Origin of the sequence: Mesobacillus sp. AQ2, assembly GCF_030122805.1 — a bacterium.
Classification (GTDB): Bacteria; Bacillota; Bacilli; order Bacillales; family Cytobacillaceae; genus Mesobacillus; species Mesobacillus oceanisediminis_A.
This window is the reverse complement of record NZ_CP126080.1, coordinates 589480-615089: the sequence shown is the minus strand read 5'-3', so window position 1 is coordinate 615089 and position 25610 is coordinate 589480. Positions and strand designations below refer to the sequence as shown.

The window sequence follows — 25610 nt, the reverse complement described above, 5'->3', positions numbered from 1 at the left end:
ATATTATATGCTTATGCTTATGCTTATTATTAATTATGGAGGAATAATATTGGATTGTTTAAAAAGAGCTATTAAGGAAGTTCTTAACCTTCAAAGGGATGAAGAATTTTTAGTTAAAGACTTATTTAAAGGATACGAGTGGAATAGACTCGCTATCGGTGAGCGGCGTATGTTAGGTTCATTATTTCTAAATGAAGTAAGGAATGGCAGGTTAACAGATATTGTAAATGTCGCAAAAAAAAGCAGTGCTAATCAGCAAATTTATATAAAATTGTAAGAGAAAAATTGGAGTGGAATTTATGAAAAAACGAAAACCAACAGTTATCGACATGTTCTGTGGTTGCGGAGGCCTATCTCGAGGTTTCATGGATGCTGGATATGAAGTTCTTTTAGGTATCGATAACAATGTGGATGCATTAAAAAGCTTTAAAGAGAATCATGGAAAAGCAGTTGCAATGGACGGGGATTTATTTCAAAACTCCACAATTTTACAAATGGCCAGCTTGACTGAAAATAAACAAATTGATTTGATTATTGGTGGTCCTCCTTGCCAAGGCTTCTCATTAACAGGAAAACGCGCAGAAGATGATGAACGAAACGTTCTTTTTAAAGCTATGGTTAATGCAGTCGCATTCTTCCAACCTAAGGCATTTGTTTTAGAAAATGTCCCTGGCCTTGCTACTTTATATAAAGGTAAAGCCCGTGAGGCAATTATAAAAGAGTTTAGTGAATTGGGATATACCGTAAACGATCAAATTCTATTTGCACCAGATTACGGCGTACCCCAAATTCGGAAACGTTTGTTTTTCGTCGGTCTATTAAATGGAGAAAAATTCGAATTTCCTAAACCTGTATTAACTCCAGATAAATATATCACTTGTGGAGAAGCTATCAGTGATTTACATGATTTCTCAAATAACCTTGGAACAGAAATAAGCGAATATCAATGTCCTCCTAATAGTGAATATCAAAAAAAGATGCGTAAAAAATCTACTCAATTATTTAATCATGTTGGCACACAACATTCTGATCTAGTTATAGATGTAATCTCTCAAGTTCCTGAAGGAGGAAACCATAAAGATTTACCTCCTGGTGTAGGTGATAGCCGCAAATTTAATGAAGCGTGGACACGCTACCATCGTAATAAACCATCAAAGACAATTGATACTGGGCATCGGAATCACTTCCATTATGAATTTAATCGTGTGCCTACTGTACGTGAAAATGCTCGGTTACAATCGTTTCCTGATGATTTCCGCTTTTACGGAAATAAAACTCAACAATATAGACAGGTTGGAAATGCTGTACCTCCTTTATTGGGCTATCACATAGGTACCAAACTTAAAGATTATTTATAAAGGAGATACAATAATGAATTTCATTGATATTTTTGCAGGTTGTGGAGGTTTGTCAGAAGGATTTAAACAAAATCCTAATTATAATATGCTTGCAGCTGTAGAATGGGAAAGACCTCAAGTTGAGAATCTTAGAAATCATTTAAGGAATAACTATAATATGATTGACGCAAATGAACGTGTCATTCGTTTTGATATTCAGCGTACTGAAGAGTTAATTAATGGTTGGGAAAATGATGAAGTATATGATTCTCATGTTGGACTAGATGCCATCATAGGAGATTTAAACGTAGATTTAATTATTGGTGGACCGCCTTGTCAAGCGTATTCAGTTGCAGGACGTATAAGAGATGAAAATGGTATGCGAAACGACTATAGAAATTTCTTATTTGAAAGTTATATGCGATTAGTTAGACATTACCAACCTAATATGTTTGTTTTCGAAAACGTACCAGGCATGCTTAGTGCAAGACCTGATGGAGAAACTTTGGTGACAGATTTAATTAGAGCTGAAATTAATAATTCCGGTTACGAAATTGTAGACGATTTAAAAACATATGCTCAATATGATTTCTCTGATTATGGTGTGCCTCAAAAAAGAAAACGTGTCATAATAATAGGAGTAAAAAATGGTTTTAAAGAAGACATTCAACAAGCTTTACATCAGTTTTATCACGATATTTTACCACAATATCGTGAAAACAGAAGATCGGTTCAAGATGCAATAGGTGACTTGCCTCCTATAATACCTGCAGAATCGGATTATATTTTAAACGGAAGAAAGTATTCTCATATATTTAATAATGATATTTCTAACCATGTTCCTCGTTATCACAACAGAAGAGATATTAATATATTTAATATTTTGTGTGAAGATATTGAGAGCGGTAGAAATGAATATACTACAAGTCAGGCTTTAATGGAATTGTATACTCAAATGACTGGACGTAATTCAAATATCCATAAGTATCATGTATTACGTTGGGACCAGCCAAGCAATACAATTCCTGCGCATTTATATAAAGATGGTCTAAGACATATTCATCCAGATTCAACACAATCCAGAAGTATAACAGTGCGTGAAGCGGCTCGTCTACAAACATTCCCGAATAATTATACTTTTATTTCTAGTATGGGAGATAACTATAAAATGATAGGGAATGCTGTTCCTCCTCTATTTGCACAAAAACTTGCATCGGCCCTAATAGAATTTAATAATATTTAACTAAAAATTACCTCTATTTTCTATTAATAGAGGTAATTTTTGTTATAATTGATATATATTTAAAATGGAGGTAATTTATGACTTACTTGGTAAAGCGATTACAATATCAAGAACTTGGAAGTGTTAATGGCCCTAATGACAATCCTGCTAGAGGGCGATATCTACTTATGTCCAAAAACACAGATTTTTTATCACATCTTCCATTCCTTTCACAAACAATTTTAAACGACTACAGAATACTTACTTTAATCCCTTTGTATAGAGACCGTTTTGAACGCAATTACTGTACATTCGTTTATAATAACGATAAATACCATGGGGGTGGTAATGGTGGTCAACCAAGGGACGAATATCGACTCTATTCAAATCGATTCTTAGAAGGTAACCAGTGGTTATTCCGAAGAGACGATATTATCGTTTTAAAGCCTCAGACTTTACAACTTAATGATAACGGAGAAACAGTTAACGAAACTGTCTATTTTGCATATTTGGAAAATGATCATACTAGCGATTTATACAATCGATTAAGTAATGAAATAGATAATTCGTCTTTTAGAGGAAATTATGCCGTTTTACATGAAGATATCCAAATTATAGAAGACAGAATTCTGGAAATAATGCGGACTAGACCTGATTATATTAATGGAAATGAAGTTAATGAACCTGGGCTGATACAAGTATCAAATGATATCGTAACTCGTAACAATATTAGCCAAACTAATATTGATTCATTATTTTCAAATCAAGTAATGTTCCGAGATTTTGTTTCTGTCGGATATGAAAACTTTTGTGCCATAACCAGACAAGTCATCAATTGTGGTGCCTATAATAACTTACAAGCTGCTCATATTTATCCACGAAGTCATGGAGGTAGCTTTAACCCTAATAACGGGATTCTAATGAATAGAGATTTACATTGGGCATTTGATACAGGATGCTTTACAATTAATAATAATTATACTATTCGAGTACATCCTGATGTAGATAGTGAAATGTTACAGAACATAAATGGTCAAAGTCTATTTGTTCCTGAACAGGACTTTTTCAAACCTTCAATAGAAAATTTGCAATATCACCAACAAAATATATTTGGTAGTTTTTTAGATAGAGGGAGAATCTAATTTATACTTAGAAATTAATAACACAAATAGTTCAATCTATCGTGTGTTTCTTCATAGAGAGACCATAACCCGAACTGATATATAAGTTCGGGTTATTTTAGTCTTATTTTGAATTGCTTCTTTTGATAGTTTCTTTTTCGTGAGAAACTTGTATTTTTTAAGCGGATTGCGGAAGCACATGAAAATGATGATTCAAAAAAAAATATGTATAAATTTTTTTAAATAGAATCAATGGTTTAAAAAAGGAGAAAACCTTAGTCTTTATTTCTTAGATAAACAAAGAATGTTACGCGAAAGCGTACCACTTCTTTATTTTCTAAATGTTAGCGTTTCCTTATAGTCCATAGAAATGGGTGTAAGGAAACGATGGAAAAAGAAGTTCGGGTTAACTTAAAGCAGCTAATTAAAAAACATAATATATCCTTAAGAGAACTATCTAGGCTCGCGGATATCCGGCACTCCGCTTTGAGCGAACTTGCAAATAATAAACGTCAAAACATCAACATGGGACATATTAAGCGGATTGCAGAAGCACTTGATATTGATGACATTCAAGAAATCATTGAAATTATTAATACTAAAGAATAAAGTGCCAGAGGGTGATAAAATGATTGATAACTTTTACTCATCTTGGGATGTTATGCAATTTATAAACGAATACGGTGACGAAATCGAAATGGATATTATCAGGTATCAAAATGAGTATCAGGTTACAGTTAATATTTGTGATGATAAGCCTCCTTTTAGAGACTATACAGTTACAGCAACAGATCTACGCAGTAAGAAAAAAGCAGCAAAAAAAGCATTGTTGGAATTATACCATCAAGCGTATTCTGAAATAAGCACAAAATAGAGGGATGTATTTTATGCTTCTCATTTAATCTCCAGAAAAGAAGCAATAGGTACGTCCCATGCTACTCAGAAACAAACCCATTGAGAAAAGTTTTTTAACATTATTTACAACATAATTATAAAGACACTGGCCCAGATTACTTGCTAAAAACCAGGATTTCATAAACAAAATAAACTTAATAGCGAAAAAAATAAAAAGGATAACGAAATGGCTATCCTCTTTCTTCTACACTATTTATTTTGTTTTATTCTCAAGCAACAACATTACCACGGTTCCGCCACTTAATTTTATTTTTGAACCGACCGAGCCGTCCCCGGGTCTCTTCTATCCATTATCACTGATCTTATGATCTCTTTCAAATCTTAAAGCATAGAATATATCATTCTCTCTATAACCAAAACATCTACATTTTTGTGAAGTTCTAAATTTATATATCTTTTTATCTGAATATGGTGTATGCAAAAACCAACTTTCCCCTGTAGGAGTATATTGTTTATATTTCAATCCATCATGGGTCAATATTTCATCCCAGGACATTTCGGAAAACATTCTAAATGAAGAAATAAACATTTTTTTCTCATCATGGGTCAAAATGTTAAATGAAAAATTTTGATCTAGGTTTTCAAATGAAAGATTACTATTATCAAAATGATTTATACAATAATCTATTTCACTAATGAGACCTTCTTCAAAAAGAATCTCATTTAATAAATAACGATTGTGAAAATTTAATATTTCTACTCTAGTACTATTTTTATTTATTACTAGTACGTCTTCTAAAAATTTATTATGTTTAAAAGAAAGTACTTTTTTTTCTCTTTCACATGATTCAGCCAAAGAGTAATCATGGGTTTTATTTGTATAATCACATAAATATTTATTTGTATGATCATGGAGTTGATTTTCGTGCCAAAAGGATGGATCAGATAACAACCTTTTCAAATACATCTTAAATCGTCTAATTTCATTAGTAGTTTTTACGCTATTATCAGTTAAAACATCATGTAGTGTATGCGTTTCAGTCACTTGTTCATTTATCAAATTATAATGTTTCGACAATTTTATTTGCGCTTTATCCATGATCTTTTGGATCACAATCATTTCTCTTAAGGAAGTAAGGAATTCATTAATACTAGAAAATTGACCCTCTAATGATAGCTCGTTCATTAAAACTTCCATAATATCACAACCCCAACATTTCATCTAAATCTTCATCAAATTGATCAAATAGACCCTTTTGGTGATTCTCAACATCACCTGTTTTATTAAATTCAATTCTTACAGGTATAGTTAAATATTCTTCGCTCAACTTACAAAAATATACTGAAAGATTATCAGTACTAATAACATTATTATAGATTGATTTCCTGACTCCATTAAAAATATGATCACTATGAGTTTCGATAATCAACTTAATACCCTTTTCCGCAGCAAATGTTAAGAACTCAGCTAGTTTTGATTGAGCACTTGGGTGTAAGTGAATCTCTGGATTTTCTATTATAACTAGATCCTCTAGTTTTGATGACAATACACTAATTATTAAAGAAATAACATAACTTAATCCTGAGCCAATATGTTTTGGTCTAACGTATCTATTTTTTGAATACTTGTATTTAACCCTAACTTGATCAGTACCAGTTATATCTTCAGTAGAAATTTCACAATTTAAAATGTATTTTAACCAGTAATTCACCTGAATTTCTAGCGTACTTCCAAAAGATTTTTCCTTTATCAAATTGTCTTGTACAGTAACACTTTTATGATTTTCCAGATAATCAATTGCGTATTCTCCGAAAATCCCAAAGTTTAAATAACTATCATAGTTTTTATCGTATAAATCTTGCGAACCTATTCTTTTAGACGAGATGTAACTAATCCTATGATTTTTTTGATGTAAATAATCGACGAGAATTTCACTATTTTTGCTTACCTCACAATGGACCTTGTCCTCTTCCCAAAATCTAAAACAAATATTATCGTTATTATTATTTAATAATTCTAAATCAAATTCTTTTGCATTTTTAACAAAGTTTCTAACATCTGAAAACTGTCCTAAAGAAACTAATCTCCCATTAAGGGGGAATCTACCGTCTTCCGTAACATTTTGAACGGCCAAGAGTATTGCCTGAATAATTGTGGACTTTCCGGCAGAGTTCATACCTGTAAGTAAAGTGAAATTATTCAAAGATATATCTACATTTTCAAAACTCTTAAAGTTCTTTATCCTCAATCTAGATATCATGCTAATATATTCTCCTTTAAATTATCCATAATTTTCAGCAATTCTGGTACAACAATTCCTCTTCCTCTATCATTGGTAAGGAGCTTATTTAAATGTTCTTCTTTTAGCAACTCAACGCACGTTTCATAAATTCTCTCGTGATTTATAACACAATACTCCTCATCAAACTTTGTAAATAAATAACTAAATGCCTCAAACAATAACATATTAATTGGTTGCTTTTTACCTTTTTTTGAGACTCTTCTAAAAGCATTGTCTCCAAAAACTATTTGATTATTTTTCATCGTTCTTATAAAGTTACTTCTTAGATTAGCGACCTCTTCGTCACTCATATCATTTATGTAATCCATTATCTTACCAAGAAACTCATCAATATCGCCTTTATAGTCAATTATATCTCCATTAACATTCTTTAAGATGTTTTCTTTCAATAGGTAAAAACCGATGAACCTTAGAATTAGATAACGATCTTTCATTCTCTTGGAGTTAATTGAATTACTGGTTACTTCTAAAAAAACATCCTCTACAGATAAGGAAGCAAGTAATTTCGTTGACTTTCCTTGATAAAGTGCATTTCTCATTTCTTGGTTATTCAGGGGTGTGCCACCACGATTGACTCTATCAAAAATATCAAATTTAATACGATCGGGAGTTGGAGGTTTTATTACCTGAGCAATTAGCTGAAAATCCTCTAAATTTGCCTGTAATTTCTTATCTAAGTCACTAAAATACTTATTATTAAGTGTTTTTAAAATCCTTAAATCCGTTAATTTATAATCTTCATTTAAATACTGAAAAAAAGCTGTTAATCTTTGTCTCCCATCGACCACAACTAATTTACCTTCTTTTGTTTCGTTTAAATAAAAAATTGGTAACGGGATTCCCATTAAAACTGATTCAACTAATTCGGATTTTTGGCGATTTTTCCACACATCCTCCCTTTGGAAATCCGGATCCAAAACAACCTGTCCTCTGTTGAATTTCCTATTTAATTCAAATATTGAATATTGTTCTCTTTCAACTTTGATATTTGCTTCAGGATATATATCCTCTAACTCAGACCTTATAGATTGCGGGTTTAATGCACTACCTTCATCCAAATCAAGATCCTCATTTTCTAACCTATAATCAACACTGGTCATCTGAATTTCACATCCTTTTTATTTTATTAGTTATTCACAAAACTATATTATATTAGACACTTTTAGTAATTATTGGTTATACATCAATATTGTATCATAGTTCAATTTGCTAACTTAAGATGTACAGTAATTTTTCACCTCCATTTTATTATTAAATAAAATGTGTACTCCTCAACTGATTCTGCTGTCTCACAAAATTATATGTTTAAAAAATAAACGTTCCTGCGTGTCGCATAATACGTCCTTTAAGGGTATGGGTCCACTTGTGGTCCCTACAAATAAATATTCTCCCCGTTACCCATTTCCTTCGCCTTCTCAAAAACCCCCTTCGCCACAGCCAAATCAAAATAAGCAGCTCCAACCGATTTAAAAATAGTAATATCCTCAACTCCACGCTCAACCGGATTCACATGAAGTTCAGCTAATGTCCCAGAAAGCCGATCAAAAGACCATCTCCCCCGTTCCACTGCATCAATAAATTCACCAGCTTCTGCCTTCATCCCCTCATAATCATCCGCATAAATCAATGTTGCTTTTTCAATCGCACCTAACGGGATTTCGCGCATTTCAGGTAAGTAACTGCCTACCCCGATGATATGTGTCCCTGCTTTTACATAATCAGCATCAAATACTTCTTCGGTTGACCGTGTAGCACAACAAATGACATCCGACTGGGCGACGGCTTCGTTCCGGTCGACTTCGGTATGGATTTTAGCGGTAATGCCGGCCTCTTTGAGCTTTTCGCTGAATGTGTATGTCTTCTCGATGGAACGGTTTATTAAATAGATGTCTTGTATCGGAAGCACGTTCACTATTCCTAGTACTTGCTCGAACGCCATTCCGCCTGTGCCAATGACGGTCAGCACTTGGCTGTCTGGTCTGGCGAGATGGCGGGCTGAAATGGCACTTAATGCGCCGGTTCTCAATCGTGTCAGATAGGAAGCGGACAGTAAGCTTATATGTTTTCCTGTTTGGAGTTCCGTGAGTAAAATAGCTCCTTGTGTGGTTGGAAGATTGGCTGAGCTGTTTTCAGGAAAAATCGAGACAATTTTGGTTGCTGCCATGGATGTTCCATCTGAACTTGGCATATAGAGTACCGATCCGTTTCGTTCAGGGACATTCAGTACTGTCCGATGAGGGTTTTCAACACGTCCTTCATGAATGGCCGCCAACATGGCTTCGACATCGCGAATGGCATCTTCGATTTTATATATGGATTGGATCAGTTGTTCGTTCAGAATAAGCATATAGAATCTCTCCTTTTATCAGAAAAGCGTAAGCGCCTTGGTCAGCCCCGACAAGCGCTGGAGGGCCGACCGGTGAAGTCGTTCTTTGACTTCATTGGGCGGACCGAAATCGAAATGTATAGCCGACTGCCCAGAAACGCAGAAACTGGAGACTCCGACAAAGAAGCGCTTTTTGCTTCTGTCGGCGGAGTTGAAGTTTCGGAGTTTCTAGGAGGCGACACTAGACAAGCGACTCGAGGGGCTAGGCGCTGGAGCTGGACATTTCTCGAAGTGAAATTTACACTTTCTTATCTCTTGAAAAAACTCGGCCAAATTATTTGGCCGAGCTCATTTTACCAGTGATCACAGTTGGTTCAACGCGGCTTTTCACTGCCCAGATGGCGATCAGTGACACCACAGCAGTAAACATGATGTAAAGTGCAACTGGGACGTAGGAATTATCGAATGATGCAAGCAGTGCAGTGGCAACGAGAGGCGCTGTACCGCCAGCGACTGCAGCCCCGATTTGATAACCGAGTGAGACACCTGTATAGCGAACCTTGGCATCAAAGATTTCCGAGAACATGGTTCCAAGTACTGCCGTAATCGGAGCCCAAATGATCCCCAGGCCGATAATCGTCGCCAAAACCAGCATGAGTACACTGCCTTGATGAATCATCCAGAAATACGGGAAAGCAAAAGCCATCATCGCCAATGTACCGGCGATATACATTTTCTTACGGCCAACGCGGTCTGACAGACTACCCATGATTGGAATAAGGATCGTCGTAATGACGGTTGAAATCATGACCGAACCTAACACAGCGGAACGGCTGAATCCTAGAGTGCTTGTCGCATAGGAAACAATGAACGTACTGAAAATATAGAATGGAGCTGTCTCCACCACTTTCGCACCGATTGTGATCAGTACTTCTTTCCAGTAATAGCGAAGTGTATCGACGATTGGCAGCTTTGGAATCTCGCCTTTTTGCTGAACTTCCTTGAATTCTGGTGTCTCATCGATTCCTTTTCGGATCCATAAACCAAAGACCACGAGCAATGCACTGAAGATGAATGGCACGCGCCAGCCCCATGACATGAATTGCTGCTCGGGCAATAAGCTCATGAGCCAAAGAGCGAGTGTCCCCATCACCATTCCGATCGTCACACCCATTTGCGGAATCGAACCGAAGAATCCTCTGCGTTCTGCAGGAGCATACTCAGTTGCAAGCAACAGCGCTCCTCCCCATTCCCCGCCGATTCCAAGCCCCTGGATCAGACGAAGTGTAATCAAAATGATAGGTGCAGCTACACCAATTGCTTGATATGTTGGCAAAATACCCATTGCGAATGTCGCAGCGCCCATCAAGCTCAGTGTTAAAACGAGTGTCTTTTTCCGGCCGATACGATCCCCAATATGACTAAAAATGATTCCTCCAAATGGCCGGATGAAAAACGAAAGTGCGAACGATGCATACGCTAAAAGCAAGCCTACTGTTGGATCCTCGTTGACAAAGAATAATTGGTTAAATACAAGTGCGGCCATTGTTCCATATAGAAAATAGTCAAACCACTCAATGGAACTGCCAACAAGGCTGGCAATCAATACACGATAAGTCGTCTTCTTATCCAATTGCATTTTCCCTTCCCCCTTTTTTAAAATTGAAGTGGTACTTCAATTAGATTTTAGATAATGGTTAATTTTCTGTCAACTTTGTTCAGATTGACACAATCCATATATAAGGGAAAAATAGGAATTAGGAAGGTGAGATTTTATGATCGGTGTACGACTAAAAGAAATCCGGAAAGAGAAAAAGATGACTTTGAAAGAACTTGCCGAAGGGGCAGGTGTATCTATAAGCTTTTTATCACAAGTTGAACGCGGAAAGTCCAGCGTCACACTGGAGTCCCTTCGTAAAATATCCGAAGTGCTTGGCGTCAATCCAAGTACCTTTTTTCCAAGTAACAATGAGCAGGAGAGTGAACCCTCATTTCATTATCAGGACCTGACACAACAAGTCCCAAACCCGGACTTTCACCCAATACTCGTCACACTCCCAGCGAACCAAAGCGACGGACAACCCTTCGCCCACAGCGGACATGAATTTGTCTATGTAATAGAAGGAACTTTGACCCTGCAAATAGACACAAAGATGATCGAACTCCATCAAGGAGAATCCTGGTTCTTTTCAGCTAGTGAAACGCATTTCTGGTATAACCATACAGATCAGACGATTCGGTTTTTAGTTGTCTCTTCCAAGTAAGATTTGGTGGTCCTCCCGCCCTATGTGGAAAGCATATAAAAACTTTTGGGACATGGACCGACCTCCCATGTCCCCGAGTTCCAATTATACCGTTGCCTCAGACTCGCTCTCACTCATATTGATCACTTGCCCAATCAGCACGATGTCCTCCATGATAGACTCCTTAAGCAGTTCATCCTCACATTTTTGATAATCCTCTTTCAGCCGCTGAAGTTCCTTTTTCAATAATGCCATTTCGATGTCGTTCATCTGTAAAATCCCTTTCGTAGTAAGGTAGATTGGTTGTATGTGCTGCAACAAAGGAGCTCCGATATGCTTTTACTGTGTTAAAAAGGCTGATTCCGCATTGATTGTATAAAAAATTTCCATGCCGCATTCGGGATGTCTTCAAGGCTCTTTTCTTGATGCTCCCTACACTCCTATTTGTGGAAACAGCAAAGTTTACGAAAAGAACTTTTAAAAAAGAAAAAGCCGAAAAAAACAGGGTCTTACCTGCTCTTTTCGGCTTAAGTCTGGCACAATGTGTCCAGTACACCACTGCCTATGCTTTATTTGGTTTTAGAATTAAAGTGATGACACTCTTATCAAGTTCAAAATCCCAGTCAACAAAGACATCCTGGATTTTCGAATCAAGTATTTCAGAAAACTGGGTGCTGCCAGTCAGCATTCCGCCTTCAAGCTGTCTTTTCGCGACGCTTAATGTCTCATCGAATCCAAGGGAAACTAGCTGTTTTTCAATCGGCACTAATATTCCCTCTCGGATGACAATCAATGACCGGGGGCTGAGCATGTAAGAGTATACGCTATCCGGCGCTTTTTCTGCTTGCTCGCTTATATGGATGATTTCCTTGTGGATCTCATCTCTTCCTTTATAATCAGCTCTTTCATCTTTTCCCTCATCCGGACTGTCCGGACTGATGGCCACAAAAACTCCTGAAAGGTTTTGGAGGTTCCAACCATAATAGATATGCTGTACTTCCATGTCCGTTAATGCTTTTATTTGACCGCGTATTTCGGGGTCCAGTGATTTCATAAGATATTCTCTTGTGGTCAGGACGGTAAGTTCTTGTCCCTGTTCCAGAAGTGCCTGTTCCATTGGAGAAATAAAGCCGCTGATATACACCAATACATACGGCTGGGATATGGTAACATGGATGACTTCTGGTCCTTTGCCAAATTTATCACGCAGCAGCTTGCCAAAATTATTCGCCAATTTTGTTTGCTGTGCTTTTTTATCCATTTCATGACTCATCCTTTTAAGAAAGAAGCATCATATCCTCTTTCCTGATTTGATTTTATCATCATTCTAAATAAGATGAAATAGTCCGGTATGCTTTTTCCCAGTTTTCCCCCAATTTAAAAATCAAAACATGAATAAAATCAAAGGGATTCAACATATGGATGTAGAAAGAATAGGTAAGGAAGAATAAATGACACTGTATGCTATAATATAATGAAGGATTTCTTGTCTTATACTATTCTTACATTTCGTCAAAACAATAAATGGATTCAGGATACTAGGCTTGAATTTGAAGAGGATGACGAGAATGGATTTGAAGAAGGAAGAAAAAGCGCTGGGGAGTTACATAGGGAGAATTTTACGAGAACATTTTGGCAAAGGGCCTGGTTCTGTATTCGCTACTATTTCCCACCCCTATATCACTGTGTATATAAAAGACTTTTTGTCTCCGATGGAACATAAATTAATGCTAAATGGACAAAGCAAATATGTCGAGAATATCAGGGACATGGTAATGGAAACACTCTCTGAAGAAATCAAAGCCTATATGAAGAACGACCTGGGTTTAGATTTAAGTGAGTTCCATTATGATTGGAATCTTGACAGCCACTCAGGTATGTTCATGGGAGTCACAGTAAATGAACCCGAAGATACTGGCTGCTCCTATAAAAATCAGGAAGATGTCCATGATGAAGTCATAAAGGTGAGTATAAAAGCAGAAAAGGCTCCGGGTGAAGTCTACTCATGCATGCTGAATCCACGAACATTAGTCGTTGTCCGAAAAAAAATCTTGGTCGCTGTTGAAAAAGAAATGATCAGCATAGGCTTTTCCGAGGCTCTCACCCTTGCTAAACGAAACCTTGAGAAAAGACTTCTCTATGAGCATACAGACTCGCTCCAGACCTACCTCGACGCCAAATTGGAAAACGCTTTTGTATCATGGAATTTTGATTTGGATAATAGCTTGATGGTATTTATTTTAAAGCCGAATAAATGATGGCCGTAATTATCTGGGCGATAGAACCAGACATAAGCCAAAAGAAGGTGAACCCACCTTCTTTTGGCTTTTTTCTTTTTTAGGGGATCTTTTTATAATATCTGAAGGGTGGGGAAAAGAATGATAGAGGAATTCCAGGATATGCATAAAAAAGCATTGGTTAAGATCCAATGTGAAAACGACATCACCACAGCTCGAAAAACCGGAAGAATTTTTTCAAATCACCTTCACTTTAATTCTATAAATCAAGCAAGAATCATTACCACAGTATCAGAACTTGCAAGAAACATATATAGATATGCCGGCACAGGACAAATCAGCTTTGAGCGGATTGAAGAAGCAATTAAAACAGGTTTAAAAATCACAGCCATTGACCATGGACCTGGAATCATAGACATAAGCAATGCCCTGAAACACGGATATTCTTCATCAGGCGGTCTCGGAGCTGGCCTGCCTGGCGTAAAAAACATGATGGATGATTTTTATATTGAATCTTCACCAGTCAATGGGACGAGGGTGACTGTCGTTAAGTGGCAATAAAAATCATAAATTGGGACATGAGAACTCTGCCCATGTCCCTGATGAGAACGGTTCTAATGAGACGCCATAACCGTCACCATGTCTCATACAGGGAAAAAGGCATGGTGAGCAACTATTGCCCCCGTGCCTTTTCATGTGTCATTCCGTTCGTTAGAGTAAATAGAGATCTTGACCTCTCGCAGTTTCAGAATCTCCCGAATTTCGCAGTTTCCCTTTGCTGTGATTATTGGCCAGATTCTTCTTCAGTTTCAGTTTCTTCTTGTTGGTTTTCTTCAGTTTCTGGATCCTCTGAATCTTCATTGCTGCAGCCTGTGGCTACTAAAGCTACCATCAGTGCCGCCATTAAGGTCATAAGCCATTTTTTAAAATTCATCATTTTAATTTGCCTCCTTAAAAGATAGATTAGATCCTGCATTACTATCATACTGCTTTTTATTTTTAAAAATGGCTATTTAACTGAATATTAACAACACTTAACTGATTCTTCACCATTGCTAAATATTCTTAACTATTAACACAAACTTTGACCATATCCTATTCAGAAACCCTTTATGGACATACCTTGAATGAGTAGGTCTTCTGGGCGTTTTTACGGGAAAAGAGAACACCCCATGTCCCCTGAAGGAAAAAAGGAAGCGCAAAGCTCACTATTCGAAACCTTACGATAATGATAAGATGATGCTACACTGAACTATTTTTATGAAATGAGGTATAGCCTTGCTTGTATTCGAGACAGAACGTTTGAACATCCGCTGGCTAGAAGTCAGTGATCAAGAGTTTATTTTTACATTGCTGAATGAACCAGGATGGCTAAAGTATATTGGAGATAAAGGCATTCGGTCGCTTGAGGATGCGAAGAATTATATTTTGACCGGGCCAAGAAAGATGTACGAACAATTTGGGTTCGGGCTTTTTATGGTTGAACTGAAAGAGAGCAAGCTGCCGATTGGTTTATGCGGCCTGATTAAACGGGATGGATTAGAGGATGTTGATATTGGATATGCCTTTCTTGCCGAACAACAATCAAAGGGTTATGCCTTTGAATCAGCAAAAGGAACATTGGAATATGCACGCAAACTAGGATTGGATCGAATCGTTGCCATTACAACCAAAGACAATGCTTCCTCCTCCAAACTCCTTGAAAAGCTTGGTATGCGTTTTGAAGGATACGTGACTCTGCCTCCAAGTGATGAAGAGTTAAAACTCTATGCTATGAATACAGCAAAATAATAGATTTAGGGTAAATGCATTGAGCTATTTACCAAACAGAAGAGCTATTTTTGGAGAATAGTCATTTAAAAAGTTAAACGCCTGGTTTTATCAACCAGGCGTTGTCTTCATATGATCATTTTGATTGTTCATATTAACGAACTTTCCTTCCAAAGCCTCAATATACCTCTTAGCGGATTTTTGAACAGACTGATGGGCATCTTCCTTAATGACACGATGAAATGCATTATATAGTCTGTCAAAATTCAGAACATTGACCTTAGCTGCCATCTCCTGAACCTTGTTAGCTGGCAATGGAATAAGGTTTGGATAACTATACATGAAACTTACCCATTGTCGATCGGCCACTATTTGAATAATATCACCAGTAAGAAGGACCCCTTGCTTGTTCACATCATTTTCCCAGTGTAAAACACTTCCCCCATGAAAATGGCCACCCAAACGATACAATGTTACACCCGCATCAAGCTCAAGGGAATCACCAGACCAGAATATGATCCTGTCACTCGGCCTGGTGACCCACTGGCGGTCAGCTTCGTGGATATAAATGCTTGCTCCGAATCGTTCAGCCCATTCAACCTGTGTCGAATAATAATGCGGATGGGATAATGCGATTGCATCAATTCCCCCTAGAGAATGTATTTCCTTTTCTGTTTTTTTGTCCAGGTAGGTGATGCAGTCCCATAACAAGTTGAACCCTTCATTCCGAACTAAATAGGCTGTCTGCCCAATCGCAAACGAAGGAGTAGTGGTAAGGCTGTACAGTCCTTCCTCTTCTTGTACAATGGTATTTTTATATTCCCCTGAATCTACAAGCTGTTGAAGCGTCGTCCATGACTGCCCATCTGGATGGACATACTGTCTTTCGTCAGCGCAGATCAAGCAGGTTTCAGGAGCATGAGCAGAATTGGGATATTGGACACCGCACGTATTACATATATAATGGTTCATTTTGAACACCTTCCTGTGATTTTTCTTATCTTTATTATAAGAAATCCATTAAGCAATCTCTTCGGAGGAATGGTGTAAGCTAACTACAACTTTTGGATGAGGTTTTTATTTTCTTTATCGGATTTGTAAAAATTAAATTGATCAATAGAAAAAAAGCAGACTTTTTCCAAATAGCATAATTCCTATCCTCTCAATCACCTATGTTCCAGCAGCAGTATAGGAAGAGATTCTTTTAATAAAAAGACTTTTCCAGTGGTGTCCAACGGTCCGTTGACCTAATACCCATTATATTTTTAAAATTGATGAGACGCTGGAACCGCCCCTATGTCCCTCCTTAAGATAAAGAATCCCTTTCCATATTAGGAAAAGACTTCTAAATCTATAGTTATTTTCATCAAATCACTCTAAAAAATGCTCTGACTAACCCTTTAAAACCTCTCTCTACAGTGGTAATTGGATATTCAATATTAATCTTCATAACCAATTTTTTTAACGTTGTTTCCTGGTACTTCATATATGTATTAGTATTATCTACAGTTGGACCGTGAAGTACGTAAGCAGTGGGACCAAAAAGCATATTATTTGTAATAATAAATATACCGTCTTTTTCGGTTCTAATAACATCCCAACCTTTTGGTTCGTAATTCTCAATGTTAAAAGGAGTGTTATTTAGTTTACTCATAAAAAAGCAACATCCTAACTTATTATTCTCATATTTACTTTTATCGCTTTAGAACGAATGAGAAAAGTTTATACATCAAAAATGGTCCTGCAGTAAAAAAGGTGAAAAATATTACAGTCATTATTAGCTTTTGTTGTATAGTATAATTATTACTTCCAAAGGTTGATGACAATGTAATCCCTAAACCTATTAAACTGAAGAGAAGAAAAAAATATTTAATAAACATTAAAGATTTTGACATTTTATTCCCTACTCCCGGAATTAATTTCATTTAACTTGTATATATAATCCTCCACCCATCGGCCCTACACCTACGAATGCTCTTCCACCAGATGGGGAGAATTTCATCTGACCACCTATTGAACCAAGCGCAAGATCCCCTCCAAGTTCTACTGTTAATCCAGCAAGTTCAAAATCTATTTTTGCATCAAATTTAACTATTGATGCAACAGCACCTATTTCAAATTTATTGTCACTAATATTGAAATTTAAGTCCCCAGTTGCTAACTGTACTCCACCTGATACTAATTTTGATTGCAAACCACTATCAACAACACTACCACTAGCGGCTACTCCATCACCATAGTTTATTTTAGTACAGACCAGAAGCATAGGGACGTATCTTATGCTCCCATAAAGAATCAGTTGAAAAAAAGCACAGGGTTCGTCCCCGTGCTTCCAATATACTTTACTCTCCTCCATTTGAAGAAGATGCGACTGCTGCGCCCGAAATAGCTGCAATTGATGCTGCTTGCTGAGCTTGGATCAATGTTTCGATTGTGGTGGAAAGATTGGTCTGAAGCAAGGATGAATGGTCAATTTTGTCGCTGATGACGAAATTGACGGCCATCATAAAATTGATGTCTTTCTTCCACTTGAATAGCTTCTCATCGTTCAGTTGCTCCCATATTGCTTTTATCTCCAAAAGATTATCGTTCCCTTTTTCAATTAAGGTGAGCAATGCAATCTGAGGGTAGAACATGGATTTAGGTTTGATTCCTTCTTTTTTCATTTTGTCGTAAATTTCAGTGGACAGTGCAACCATGTCTTCTGACTGGCTATTTTCATTCAGAGAAAGTATATGACTCATGCTTTGCAGGTCATTTCCTTTTCGGAAACCGTTTTGCGAAAGCTTGCTGTACAAGTCTTCAATATGAAAAATCAACTCATCCGTCTGGCGGTCGTTTAGAGCAAGCATGACAGCAAGCGGATAATCGCTGTGACCAGTCAGGAACAAATGCTCTTCCCTCATTTTCTTGTAGACCACTCTTGCCCGTTCAGAGAGAGACTTAAGGTCTTCAGCATTTGCTGTGACCAGCAGCATCGCGGCAATGTAGGTGAAAGTATTTTTGCTGAATCCGGCTGAAACCAATGAATTGTATGCAGCAATAAAGGCAGGGTAATGATCTTTTGGACTGTCAAACTTTGTGTCAAGCATGGCAGCAAAGGTAAAACGAGACTCAGAGCGCAAAGGCGAAAACAACCCCGATTCTCTTTTTATATAATCTGCAAGCTCCGTAAATCGATCAATATCAAAGGACCGGTTGTTGGAAATATACAATGAAGCAACCATCATCAAAACCGATTGATCATTAACCTTCCAGCGGTATCTTTCTCTAAGCTGGGAATAAATTTGGATATAATCCTGAATACTCCTGTTTGCTTTTTCCATAAAAACCTCCATTGATCAGTCATACCTTACATACGATTCAAAATGGAAAAAGTTTTCTATTTTTATAGCTGAGGGACGGCATTTTACAGAATCCAACGTATAATCACCCTCCAAGACAGAGAAAAAAACTGGGCAAAAAACACTATACCATAAGTTCTTATATAGGATTTCGGTAATCCTAAAATTCCTAAAAATTACAAATATTATCTAATCCTATGATAAAATATATTGGAAAATATTAACTCGTGGGGAGAGTTGGACAATGTACAATGCAGGCATACTAGGGATTGGAGCAAACATTCCGGAAACAGTCATAACAAACGAAGTGATCGCCAAGCGCTTTGGTATTACGGAAGAAGAGATTTACAGGAAGACAGGTATTTTGGAAAGACGCTATGAATCTACCGATGCTTCGCTTACGGACATGTGTGAAGTTGCGGGCATACAGGCTATCCAAGATGCCGGACTTGATCCAATGGACATCGACATGGTCATTATTGGAACGAACACTCATGACACCCATATCACGGCTGCATTGGTGCAAGACAGAATTGGAGCTGTACAATGCGCAGGCCTGGACCTGCACTCTGGATGTTCCAGTTTTATTACGGCTTTGGCAACAGGGGCCCAGTTTGTCCAGACCGGATTATACAAAAACGTGCTGGTCATTGCCGTGGATAAATGCTCTTCCCTCTTGAATCCCATGGACAAGAAGACTGCGCTGCTGTTTTCTGATGGTGCTGCGGCTGTCGTTGTAGGCCAAGTTGGAGAAAACAAAGGGATTCTGGGAATCAATATGCAGATGGACGGAAGCGGAGGAAAATACCTTCACCTCGATGAGAATAAAAATATTAAGATGGATGGAAGGGCCGTTTTCGATTTCGCTGTCAACAAGTTCCCCGAGGCAGTTCATAAAGTATTGGATGTTTCGGGGCTGAATCTGGCGGATGTCGATTTCATCGTTCCGCACCAATCAAACCTGCGTATTATCGAAAAAGGAATCGAGACTCTTGGATATCCAGTGGAAAAAGTCCATACCAAAACCATCCAATATTACGGGAATTCATCTGCACCAACAGTAGCCATCGGCCTTTACGAGGAAGTGAAGCAAGGGAAAATCAAGGATGGAGATTTAGTTGTTCTAGTCGGGTATGGCGCAGGCCTCGGCTGGGGAGCCATCACCCTTCGCTGGGGGAGATAATTGCTTAAACTGAAGTATGAGAGAGACATGGACTGCGGAGTCCCCGGGCATCCGCTGATTTTAATCAAACGTTTGATTAAAGAAGTATAAAGCTAGATGGAGTCAATACCGCTGTCCCAGGGATTATTCAATTGACAACCTCATCGAATCTTCAAGTGATCCTGGAAGTAATGCATGAAAATTTAAAAAATGGTAGCATTGTTACAAATATCCAATTTGAAAGGTGACCATATGATATCAAACTATAAAGATATAATCTCAACACAGGAAGAATTTGAAGAGTTTCGTTCTTCGATCGGAAATCCAAGCCTGAGGGCAGCAAATAAAGTGATTTCTATTATTGACGATCATTGTAAGAACTTCATTTCAAAGTCTCCCTTTTTATCTATGTCCACTTCTAACACCGACGGCCATTGTGATGTTTCACCACGCGGAGATTTTCCCGGATTTGTAGCAGTTCTTGATGAAAAGCATCTTTTTATCCCCGAACGTCCTGGAAATCGCAGACTGGATTCAGCTCATAACATTATTACCAATCCTCATATCGGGCTGCTCTTTCTCATACCTGGACTGGGTGAAACTTTAAGAATCAATGGGAAAGCCTATATCTCCCGTGATTCTGACCTTCTCGAAAAAACAGCTGTCAATGGAAAGACTCCTTTGTTTGGTATTTTAGTAGAAGTCGAAGAATGTTACGCTCATTGTGCTAAAGCATTTATAAGATCAAACTTATGGCAGCCGGAATCATGGTTACAGACAGATGCCCTTCCATCTGTCCCAAACATGCTAGTTGCGCACTCAAAGCTGCCAAACACGACGGCTGAACAAGTTGCAAAGGAATTAAATGAAGGTTATACAACCAGGCTTTATTGATCATAGAGACTAGTAGACGTCTCACTCAAAACCGAAATAGTTATGAAAACCCCTGAGCTGACAGATTAAAGAGGATAGCATAATGTCTATCCTCCTTCTTCAGCACAATTCATTTCATTCCCTTATTACCATCATCATTTTCCAGGGGCGAATTGGAAAAGGAAGATTCACTTTACCAGAGCGCATGGCAACTCCCTGTTTTCTCCAGTTCATGAGACGCCCGTGTCCCCTTCTTGTACATATCTCTATGACCGTCTGGCTCTGTTGTTCCCTCCATATCATCTACTCATAACCAATTTGTGGTATCCTGAAAACAGTGCAAAGGGGGAGTTACGATTAAAAGAATCACTTTAATAATAAGTCTATTACTATTTCTTTTCGCTTTATTTTTCCTCTTCGATCATTCCGTGAAAATTGTTCCAGTTACCGAATTTACTAGTGACCCTAATCTCCATCTTGAAATAACAAAAATGCGCGAACAAAAAGAGGATGGCCGAAATTTGATTGATGTATATAAAGAGCTTCCTTTGATTGATGTACATAGTCACGACGTCCATTTAGTTGATCGCAATGAGAAAAGAATACAGGATTACGGTTCATACATGAATGTTTGGGAAACTTATGGAATTGACCAGACCGTATTATTCGGTGATATATCGGAACCATCTGCTGTCCAATCTGATCGTTTAACCTGGAAGTATTATAAAAAATACACCGATTATATCGTTCCTTCATTTGCGGGAATTCCTCTAAAAAAAGATGAAAACGGGGTTGAACTTGTAAAGGAAAAATTAGAGCAGGGTTACTTGAACATAGGGGAAATTATGGCCTCTTCTACTTATTCGCCATTTGCAAATGTAAAATGGAAGGCTAAACACCCCTACGATGGTGCATTGCCGGAAATTTATCATCTTGCTGGAGAATATAAAGTACCTATTTTACTGCATATCGATCCTCCAAATGGTGTACCCATCAATTCCCTTAAAACAGCGTTAAAGAACCACCCAAAAACAATCTTTATCTTCGCACACGGGAATGTATATAATTCTCCTGGAAATTTAGATTCACTTTTAAAACAATATGATAATCTTTATATTGATTTTTACGCAGGGTTTTCACGTTATCATAAAGGCAGCGAACAAGACCTAGAAGATTTTGTACCTTTGATTGAAAAATACCCCGATCGCTTCTTATTGGGCTCAGATTCCGGGTACGATATTGGATTAGAAAATTCTTATCTAGCGATGTATGAATTAATTGATCTGTTATCTCCAGAAACAGCGGCAATGGTTGCATCAGAAAACTTCAGAAAATTAATAGAAGAACAGCCGCCAACAGATTATCAGATTAAAGAAATTAAAGATCTAACCAAGAATCTGAACATTAAAGATAAAAGTTATTTTCTAAATAAGCGGCAAGCAAATGAACTCATTTTTTCCTTAGAAAAGAACAAGTAGCAACAATGCGACACTGGGACGGAAATATTCAAAAAAACTAATTAATTTTGGCCGTGTCCATATTGTACAAGACGAAAAAAGAAGCAAGGGGGACGTCCCCTCGCTTCTCGGATGGTAATCCTATTCTTTTACCCTACTTCAAAATAGCTAAAATCGTATTCTTAAAACTATCATAAACATCTGACCAAAGAGCTGATTCCTCTGTATACCTTTTTCTTAAAGAACCAAAGGCTTCTTTTTGTTTCTCCGCAAAGGAGGGATCATCTTTTGGCGGCAGTGCCGCACGAACTTCATCAACGATTTGCTGAGCTTTGGGTGCGCGAGGTCCCCACTTTCCAAGCAATTGTCCTTGATTGTCAAAGATTAAAATCATTGGAATTGCCCGTCCGCCGTTTGTTAAGTGACGATCAATCAAATCTGTATCTGCATCCCGCAATGCGACGCGCACTTCAATATCTGCCGCTTCAACTAATTTGCGGATAATGGGATTGATCATCATGGCATCTCCACACCAATCTTCCGTAATTGTCAGGAAATGGAGTTGATGTTTTTTTAACTCTTCAGCCAATCCATCTGCCGGGAGTTGAAATTGTTCATAAACAGCAAAGCTTTCCTCTTTTAACATCCTCATTTCATCCATATAAGTTTGAATCGATTTTCCCTCTTCAAAATACTGTTGTTCTGTTTTCATTTAAATTCCTCCTAAGTTATATCCGTCCTGAAGGTAGTGCAGGTATCGTCACGGCAATTCTTGCTTTCATCTGGATCCAGAATATATACTTCTTTTGTGGCGGCATTAGCCTATTTTATAACGTTTTTCTAAATGAATAGCACCATTTATCATAATCTAGTTTTTCTTCATAAAAACGATGAGCTTTATCTCGCTGAATTCCTGATTCTAATGCCACATACTCAGCTCCATTTTCTTTTGCCCACTTATGTATATAACTTAATAATTTCTCTCCAAATCCAGAAGATCGGTGAGCATTATCAGTCACCAGATCATAGATAAATACATGACGTTTATTATAGAAGTTAACCCTCCAGTTTAAACCAGCCAAGGATACCATCCGATTATCTTTATATAAAGCATATAAAGTATATCCATCTTTCCTCATTTCCTCTAGTAACTCTAAGTATGTCTTTTGTGTCAGATCAGTACGTAACTGATTCATAATTGGAAAAGCTTCTAACCATTGTTCTTTATTGGTTAATTCCTGTATTGTCTCTGCCGTAGAATTCATATTTACACCCCTTAAAAAGTTAAACTCATGCAACTTCCTGGATCAACGCCGCCGGAAGTAGTCGAACTTAGAAATACAGCCCTCAAGGATCGTCGATTTGCGATTCGCTAAACTTTCCCGTTCGTACACAGTAAAAATGTCACCATTGTTTGGTGACACTATGTTCTAAAACGTCCTTTTCTCAACGGGTACAAATAAATCCACTCGGCATTTCCCTTCAGGATCCTCGGATGGGTTATTCATATTGAATTCCAGATTCTCTCTCTGATAATCGGCTGCATAATCGCTATTTGGCAGCCATTCGGCAAACAAATACTGATAGGCGGAATGTAGTTTTTCAGGTTTTTCATAAAAGGAATAAAGTGCGTATTGCCCGCCATCCAACTTCCTGAATTCCATATCTTCATGGTTGTCCTTATTAAAACCGTCTGGTAATGTAACGCAGGCATCGTGACGGCAATCCTTGCTTTCCACTTGATCCGGATTATCTAATGATATGCCGATGAATGACTGCTGAGGAGGGTATAGTCCATTGCTGGCTGCCCAATGGATCAGCTTTCCCCAGTGTTCCTGGGGTTCAAAATAACTCCCCGTTCGCCTGATATAGGCTATTTGCATTTCAGGTAAGTTCTTGATTAGGATATTCATTTTTTCTGCCCCTTTTTGAAAAGATTTGGCCTACCGCATCCTTATTCATTATTCATAAAGTTTTGTCTCTCCAGGTAGTTGAGCACAGTTTGTGAAAATTCCTGATGCGATTGCTTCGTATACTTGGCTATCGTATAAATCTGAGCCAGGTTTTTTAATCCCAATTGCTCTGTCATTTCTTTAAGCTTCGGGACGGCCATGTAACGGTTCCAGCCTTTTTCATTACGATCTTGATAAATTTCCTGAATATCATCATCCGTATAATCGTGATACTGATCGTAGTGAACAAGTCCCTGCAATGGCAGCCTGTCACGCGGGGCAGGGTTTTCTGCCGGATATCCTAATGAATAGCCGACAACGGGTACGACATTTGGCGGCAAGTTAAGCAATTCACCAATTTGATCACAATTCGCAAGCGTTGAGCCCATATAACAAATGCCCAACCCTTCATTTTCCGCTGCTAAAGCACAGTTTTGTGCGGCCAAAGCTGCATCAATGGCTCCGATCATAAAGCTCATGTAATTATCAAAATGTACAGGTGCGTCGTTAAGGGCAAGCCATTTTCTCATTCTATTAAAATCAGCACAAAAGGTTAAAAGGATTGGCGCATCGACCACCATCGATTGCTCCATATGTGCATGGTATAGCTTTTTCTTAAGTTCCTTGTCTTTCGTGACGACGATTGAGTATGTTTGCATATTGCCGCTTGACGAGGCACGGATACCCGCCTCTAAAATCCGCTCTAGCAGCTCTTGACTGACTTCCCGATCTTCATATTCTCGAATCGACCGGTGCCCATGGATTACCTCATTCAACTCCAAAACAAATCACTCCTTTTGTTTCTATTTTTCTAGCTCCACTAAATATTCCTTCAATCGCCCTTTTGTTTCAGAGGAAAGCGGCGTCGATTTTCTAGTGTCGTCATCCATTTGCACAATGACGGTTTCTGCCACGGCAGCAATTTCTCCATTTTGATAGATTCCTTGGAATAAAGACAAGGAACTGTTGCCGATTCTTGTAATGGCACTGCCGATCTCCACCGTTCCAGGCCACCGTATTTCTGAAAGTAAATCCAGCTTAAGGCTCGCTATGACAAACGAGGCCTTTTCAGCATGCAGCGGCTCCTTTGCATAGAGAAGCTCCGTTCTTCCCGTTTCCAGGAAGGTTGAAAACAATGCGTTATTTACATGTCCCTGCCGATCCGTATCTGCATATCTAATCTTATCAAATGTCTTTAGTGGGAAATCTTCATATTTGGGTCTCATCTGCAATACCATCATTCCTCCTGCCACTAACTTTTAGAGTCATATACTAGATACACTCTTCAACACCTTTAGCAATAAATCCTTCTTCACCATACCTTTACTACATTTCTTGCCCCAAAACACTGATGGGACACAGGGCAGGTTCTCGTGTCTCACGCGGGAACCGAAGTATTTTTGTTTGA

General features: G+C 38.0%; 30 protein-coding genes. 13 read left to right on the top strand and 17 right to left on the bottom strand.

Annotated features, from left to right (window positions below):
• The first annotated feature begins 49 nt into the window (after positions 1–49).
• From QNH36_RS03160 to QNH36_RS03135, 6 genes are all read left to right on the top strand, one after another.
• Complete coding sequence (locus QNH36_RS03160; protein ID WP_283904662.1) at positions 50–277, top strand: single-stranded DNA-binding protein; 228 nt, start codon at positions 50–52, stop codon at positions 275–277.
• 22 nt (positions 278–299) lie between these two features.
• Positions 300–1358: a DNA cytosine methyltransferase gene (locus QNH36_RS03155; RefSeq protein WP_283904661.1), complete on the top strand. Its 1059-nt coding sequence runs from the start codon at positions 300–302 to the stop codon at positions 1356–1358.
• Positions 1359–1371: 13 nt separating this feature from the next.
• Complete coding sequence (locus QNH36_RS03150) at positions 1372–2580, top strand: DNA cytosine methyltransferase (RefSeq protein WP_283904660.1); 1209 nt, start codon at positions 1372–1374, stop codon at positions 2578–2580.
• A gap of 77 nt (positions 2581–2657) precedes the next feature.
• Positions 2658–3701 carry an HNH endonuclease gene (locus QNH36_RS03145; RefSeq protein ID WP_283904659.1) on the top strand — a complete coding sequence of 348 codons (1044 nt, stop codon included), beginning with the start codon at positions 2658–2660 and terminating at the stop codon, positions 3699–3701.
• Positions 3702–4067: 366 nt separating this feature from the next.
• Positions 4068–4289, top strand: coding sequence for a helix-turn-helix domain-containing protein (locus QNH36_RS03140; RefSeq protein ID WP_283904658.1), 222 nt, complete (start codon positions 4068–4070; stop codon positions 4287–4289).
• A 19-nt stretch (positions 4290–4308) separates the two neighbouring features.
• Entirely contained in the window at positions 4309–4554 is a 246-nt protein-coding gene (locus QNH36_RS03135; RefSeq protein ID WP_283904657.1) for a hypothetical protein, read from the top strand.
• Positions 4555–4878: 324 nt separating this feature from the next.
• Here the strand turns inward: QNH36_RS03135 and QNH36_RS03130 are convergent, their stop codons facing one another.
• The 5 genes from QNH36_RS03130 to QNH36_RS03110 all read right to left on the bottom strand — a co-directional run bounded on the left by QNH36_RS03130 (position 4879) and on the right by QNH36_RS03110 (position 10797).
• Complete coding sequence (locus QNH36_RS03130; protein ID WP_283904656.1) at positions 4879–5733, bottom strand: hypothetical protein; 855 nt, start codon at positions 5731–5733, stop codon at positions 4879–4881.
• A gap of 4 nt (positions 5734–5737) precedes the next feature.
• Positions 5738–6796 (bottom strand): AAA family ATPase, encoded by a 1059-nt coding sequence (locus tag QNH36_RS03125; RefSeq protein ID WP_283904655.1) that lies wholly within the window; start codon positions 6794–6796, stop codon positions 5738–5740.
• Entirely contained in the window at positions 6793–7938 is a 1146-nt protein-coding gene (locus tag QNH36_RS03120) for a DUF262 domain-containing protein (protein ID WP_283904654.1), read from the bottom strand. The genes QNH36_RS03125 and QNH36_RS03120 overlap by 4 nt, the downstream gene beginning before the upstream one ends.
• Before the next feature lie 272 nt (positions 7939–8210).
• On the bottom strand, positions 8211–9185 hold the full coding sequence (locus tag QNH36_RS03115) for an ornithine cyclodeaminase family protein (RefSeq protein WP_283904653.1): 975 nt from the start codon (positions 9183–9185) through the stop codon (positions 8211–8213).
• 313 nt (positions 9186–9498) lie between these two features.
• Positions 9499–10797 carry an MFS transporter gene (locus QNH36_RS03110; RefSeq protein WP_283905363.1) on the bottom strand — a complete coding sequence of 433 codons (1299 nt, stop codon included), beginning with the start codon at positions 10795–10797 and terminating at the stop codon, positions 9499–9501.
• 142 nt (positions 10798–10939) lie between these two features.
• Here QNH36_RS03110 and QNH36_RS03105 point away from each other — a divergent pair, with 142 nt between their 5' ends.
• Entirely contained in the window at positions 10940–11428 is a 489-nt protein-coding gene (locus QNH36_RS03105) for a helix-turn-helix domain-containing protein (RefSeq protein ID WP_283904652.1), read from the top strand.
• Positions 11429–11512: 84 nt separating this feature from the next.
• Here the strand turns inward: QNH36_RS03105 and QNH36_RS03100 are convergent, their stop codons facing one another.
• A complete protein-coding gene (locus tag QNH36_RS03100) occupies positions 11513–11677 on the bottom strand; it encodes a hypothetical protein (RefSeq protein ID WP_283904651.1) in 165 nt (54 codons plus the stop codon).
• Between the two features lie 292 nt (positions 11678–11969).
• Entirely contained in the window at positions 11970–12668 is a 699-nt protein-coding gene (locus QNH36_RS03095; protein WP_283904650.1) for a Na-translocating system protein MpsC family protein, read from the bottom strand.
• A gap of 307 nt (positions 12669–12975) precedes the next feature.
• Here QNH36_RS03095 and QNH36_RS03090 point away from each other — a divergent pair, with 307 nt between their 5' ends.
• The gene (locus tag QNH36_RS03090; RefSeq protein WP_283904649.1) at positions 12976–13665 is read left to right on the top strand and encodes a Na-translocating system protein MpsC family protein; all 690 of its coding nucleotides are present in this window, start codon (positions 12976–12978) and stop codon (positions 13663–13665) included.
• 141 nt (positions 13666–13806) lie between these two features.
• Positions 13807–14205, top strand: coding sequence for an anti-sigma regulatory factor (locus QNH36_RS03085; protein ID WP_283905362.1), 399 nt, complete (start codon positions 13807–13809; stop codon positions 14203–14205).
• Positions 14206–14428: 223 nt separating this feature from the next.
• On the opposite strand, the gene QNH36_RS03080 is transcribed toward QNH36_RS03085, so the two are convergent.
• Positions 14429–14581, bottom strand: coding sequence for a hypothetical protein (locus QNH36_RS03080; protein WP_186326684.1), 153 nt, complete (start codon positions 14579–14581; stop codon positions 14429–14431).
• A gap of 341 nt (positions 14582–14922) precedes the next feature.
• Here QNH36_RS03080 and QNH36_RS03075 point away from each other — a divergent pair, with 341 nt between their 5' ends.
• The gene (locus QNH36_RS03075) at positions 14923–15435 is read left to right on the top strand and encodes a GNAT family N-acetyltransferase (protein ID WP_283904648.1); all 513 of its coding nucleotides are present in this window, start codon (positions 14923–14925) and stop codon (positions 15433–15435) included.
• 90 nt (positions 15436–15525) lie between these two features.
• Here the strand turns inward: QNH36_RS03075 and QNH36_RS03070 are convergent, their stop codons facing one another.
• The 4 genes from QNH36_RS03070 to QNH36_RS03055 form a co-directional block, all read right to left on the bottom strand.
• Complete coding sequence (locus QNH36_RS03070) at positions 15526–16386, bottom strand: MBL fold metallo-hydrolase (protein ID WP_283904647.1); 861 nt, start codon at positions 16384–16386, stop codon at positions 15526–15528.
• 394 nt (positions 16387–16780) lie between these two features.
• Entirely contained in the window at positions 16781–17068 is a 288-nt protein-coding gene (locus QNH36_RS03065; protein ID WP_283904646.1) for a hypothetical protein, read from the bottom strand.
• A gap of 267 nt (positions 17069–17335) precedes the next feature.
• Entirely contained in the window at positions 17336–17770 is a 435-nt protein-coding gene (locus QNH36_RS03060) for a hypothetical protein (RefSeq protein WP_283904645.1), read from the bottom strand.
• Positions 17757–18740: a DUF4003 family protein gene (locus QNH36_RS03055; RefSeq protein ID WP_283904644.1), complete on the bottom strand. Its 984-nt coding sequence runs from the start codon at positions 18738–18740 to the stop codon at positions 17757–17759. Before QNH36_RS03055 ends, QNH36_RS03060 begins: the two co-directional genes overlap by 14 nt.
• Before the next feature lie 262 nt (positions 18741–19002).
• On the opposite strand from QNH36_RS03055, the gene QNH36_RS03050 reads away from it, so the two are divergent.
• The 3 genes from QNH36_RS03050 to QNH36_RS03040 all read left to right on the top strand — a co-directional run bounded on the left by QNH36_RS03050 (position 19003) and on the right by QNH36_RS03040 (position 22271).
• Positions 19003–19941, top strand: a complete 939-nt coding sequence (locus QNH36_RS03050) for a 3-oxoacyl-ACP synthase III family protein (RefSeq protein WP_283904643.1) — start codon at positions 19003–19005, stop codon at positions 19939–19941.
• A gap of 231 nt (positions 19942–20172) precedes the next feature.
• Complete coding sequence (locus QNH36_RS03045; RefSeq protein ID WP_283904642.1) at positions 20173–20814, top strand: pyridoxamine 5'-phosphate oxidase family protein; 642 nt, start codon at positions 20173–20175, stop codon at positions 20812–20814.
• Between the two features lie 500 nt (positions 20815–21314).
• A complete protein-coding gene (locus QNH36_RS03040) occupies positions 21315–22271 on the top strand; it encodes an amidohydrolase family protein (RefSeq protein ID WP_283904641.1) in 957 nt (318 codons plus the stop codon).
• Between the two features lie 133 nt (positions 22272–22404).
• Here QNH36_RS03040 and QNH36_RS03035 read toward each other — a convergent pair whose 3' ends face one another.
• The 5 genes from QNH36_RS03035 to QNH36_RS03015 all read right to left on the bottom strand — a co-directional run bounded on the left by QNH36_RS03035 (position 22405) and on the right by QNH36_RS03015 (position 25443).
• Entirely contained in the window at positions 22405–22962 is a 558-nt protein-coding gene (locus tag QNH36_RS03035) for a thioredoxin family protein (RefSeq protein ID WP_283904640.1), read from the bottom strand.
• A gap of 115 nt (positions 22963–23077) precedes the next feature.
• Positions 23078–23515 (bottom strand): GNAT family N-acetyltransferase, encoded by a 438-nt coding sequence (locus QNH36_RS03030; protein WP_283904639.1) that lies wholly within the window; start codon positions 23513–23515, stop codon positions 23078–23080.
• A 165-nt stretch (positions 23516–23680) separates the two neighbouring features.
• Positions 23681–24163, bottom strand: a complete 483-nt coding sequence (locus QNH36_RS03025) for an AraC family transcriptional regulator (protein WP_283904638.1) — start codon at positions 24161–24163, stop codon at positions 23681–23683.
• Positions 24164–24204: 41 nt separating this feature from the next.
• The gene (locus tag QNH36_RS03020) at positions 24205–24984 is read right to left on the bottom strand and encodes a nitroreductase family protein (RefSeq protein WP_283904637.1); all 780 of its coding nucleotides are present in this window, start codon (positions 24982–24984) and stop codon (positions 24205–24207) included.
• Positions 24985–25005: 21 nt separating this feature from the next.
• Entirely contained in the window at positions 25006–25443 is a 438-nt protein-coding gene (locus QNH36_RS03015) for an acyl-CoA thioesterase (protein ID WP_283904636.1), read from the bottom strand.
• Positions 25444–25610: the final 167 nt, after the last annotated feature.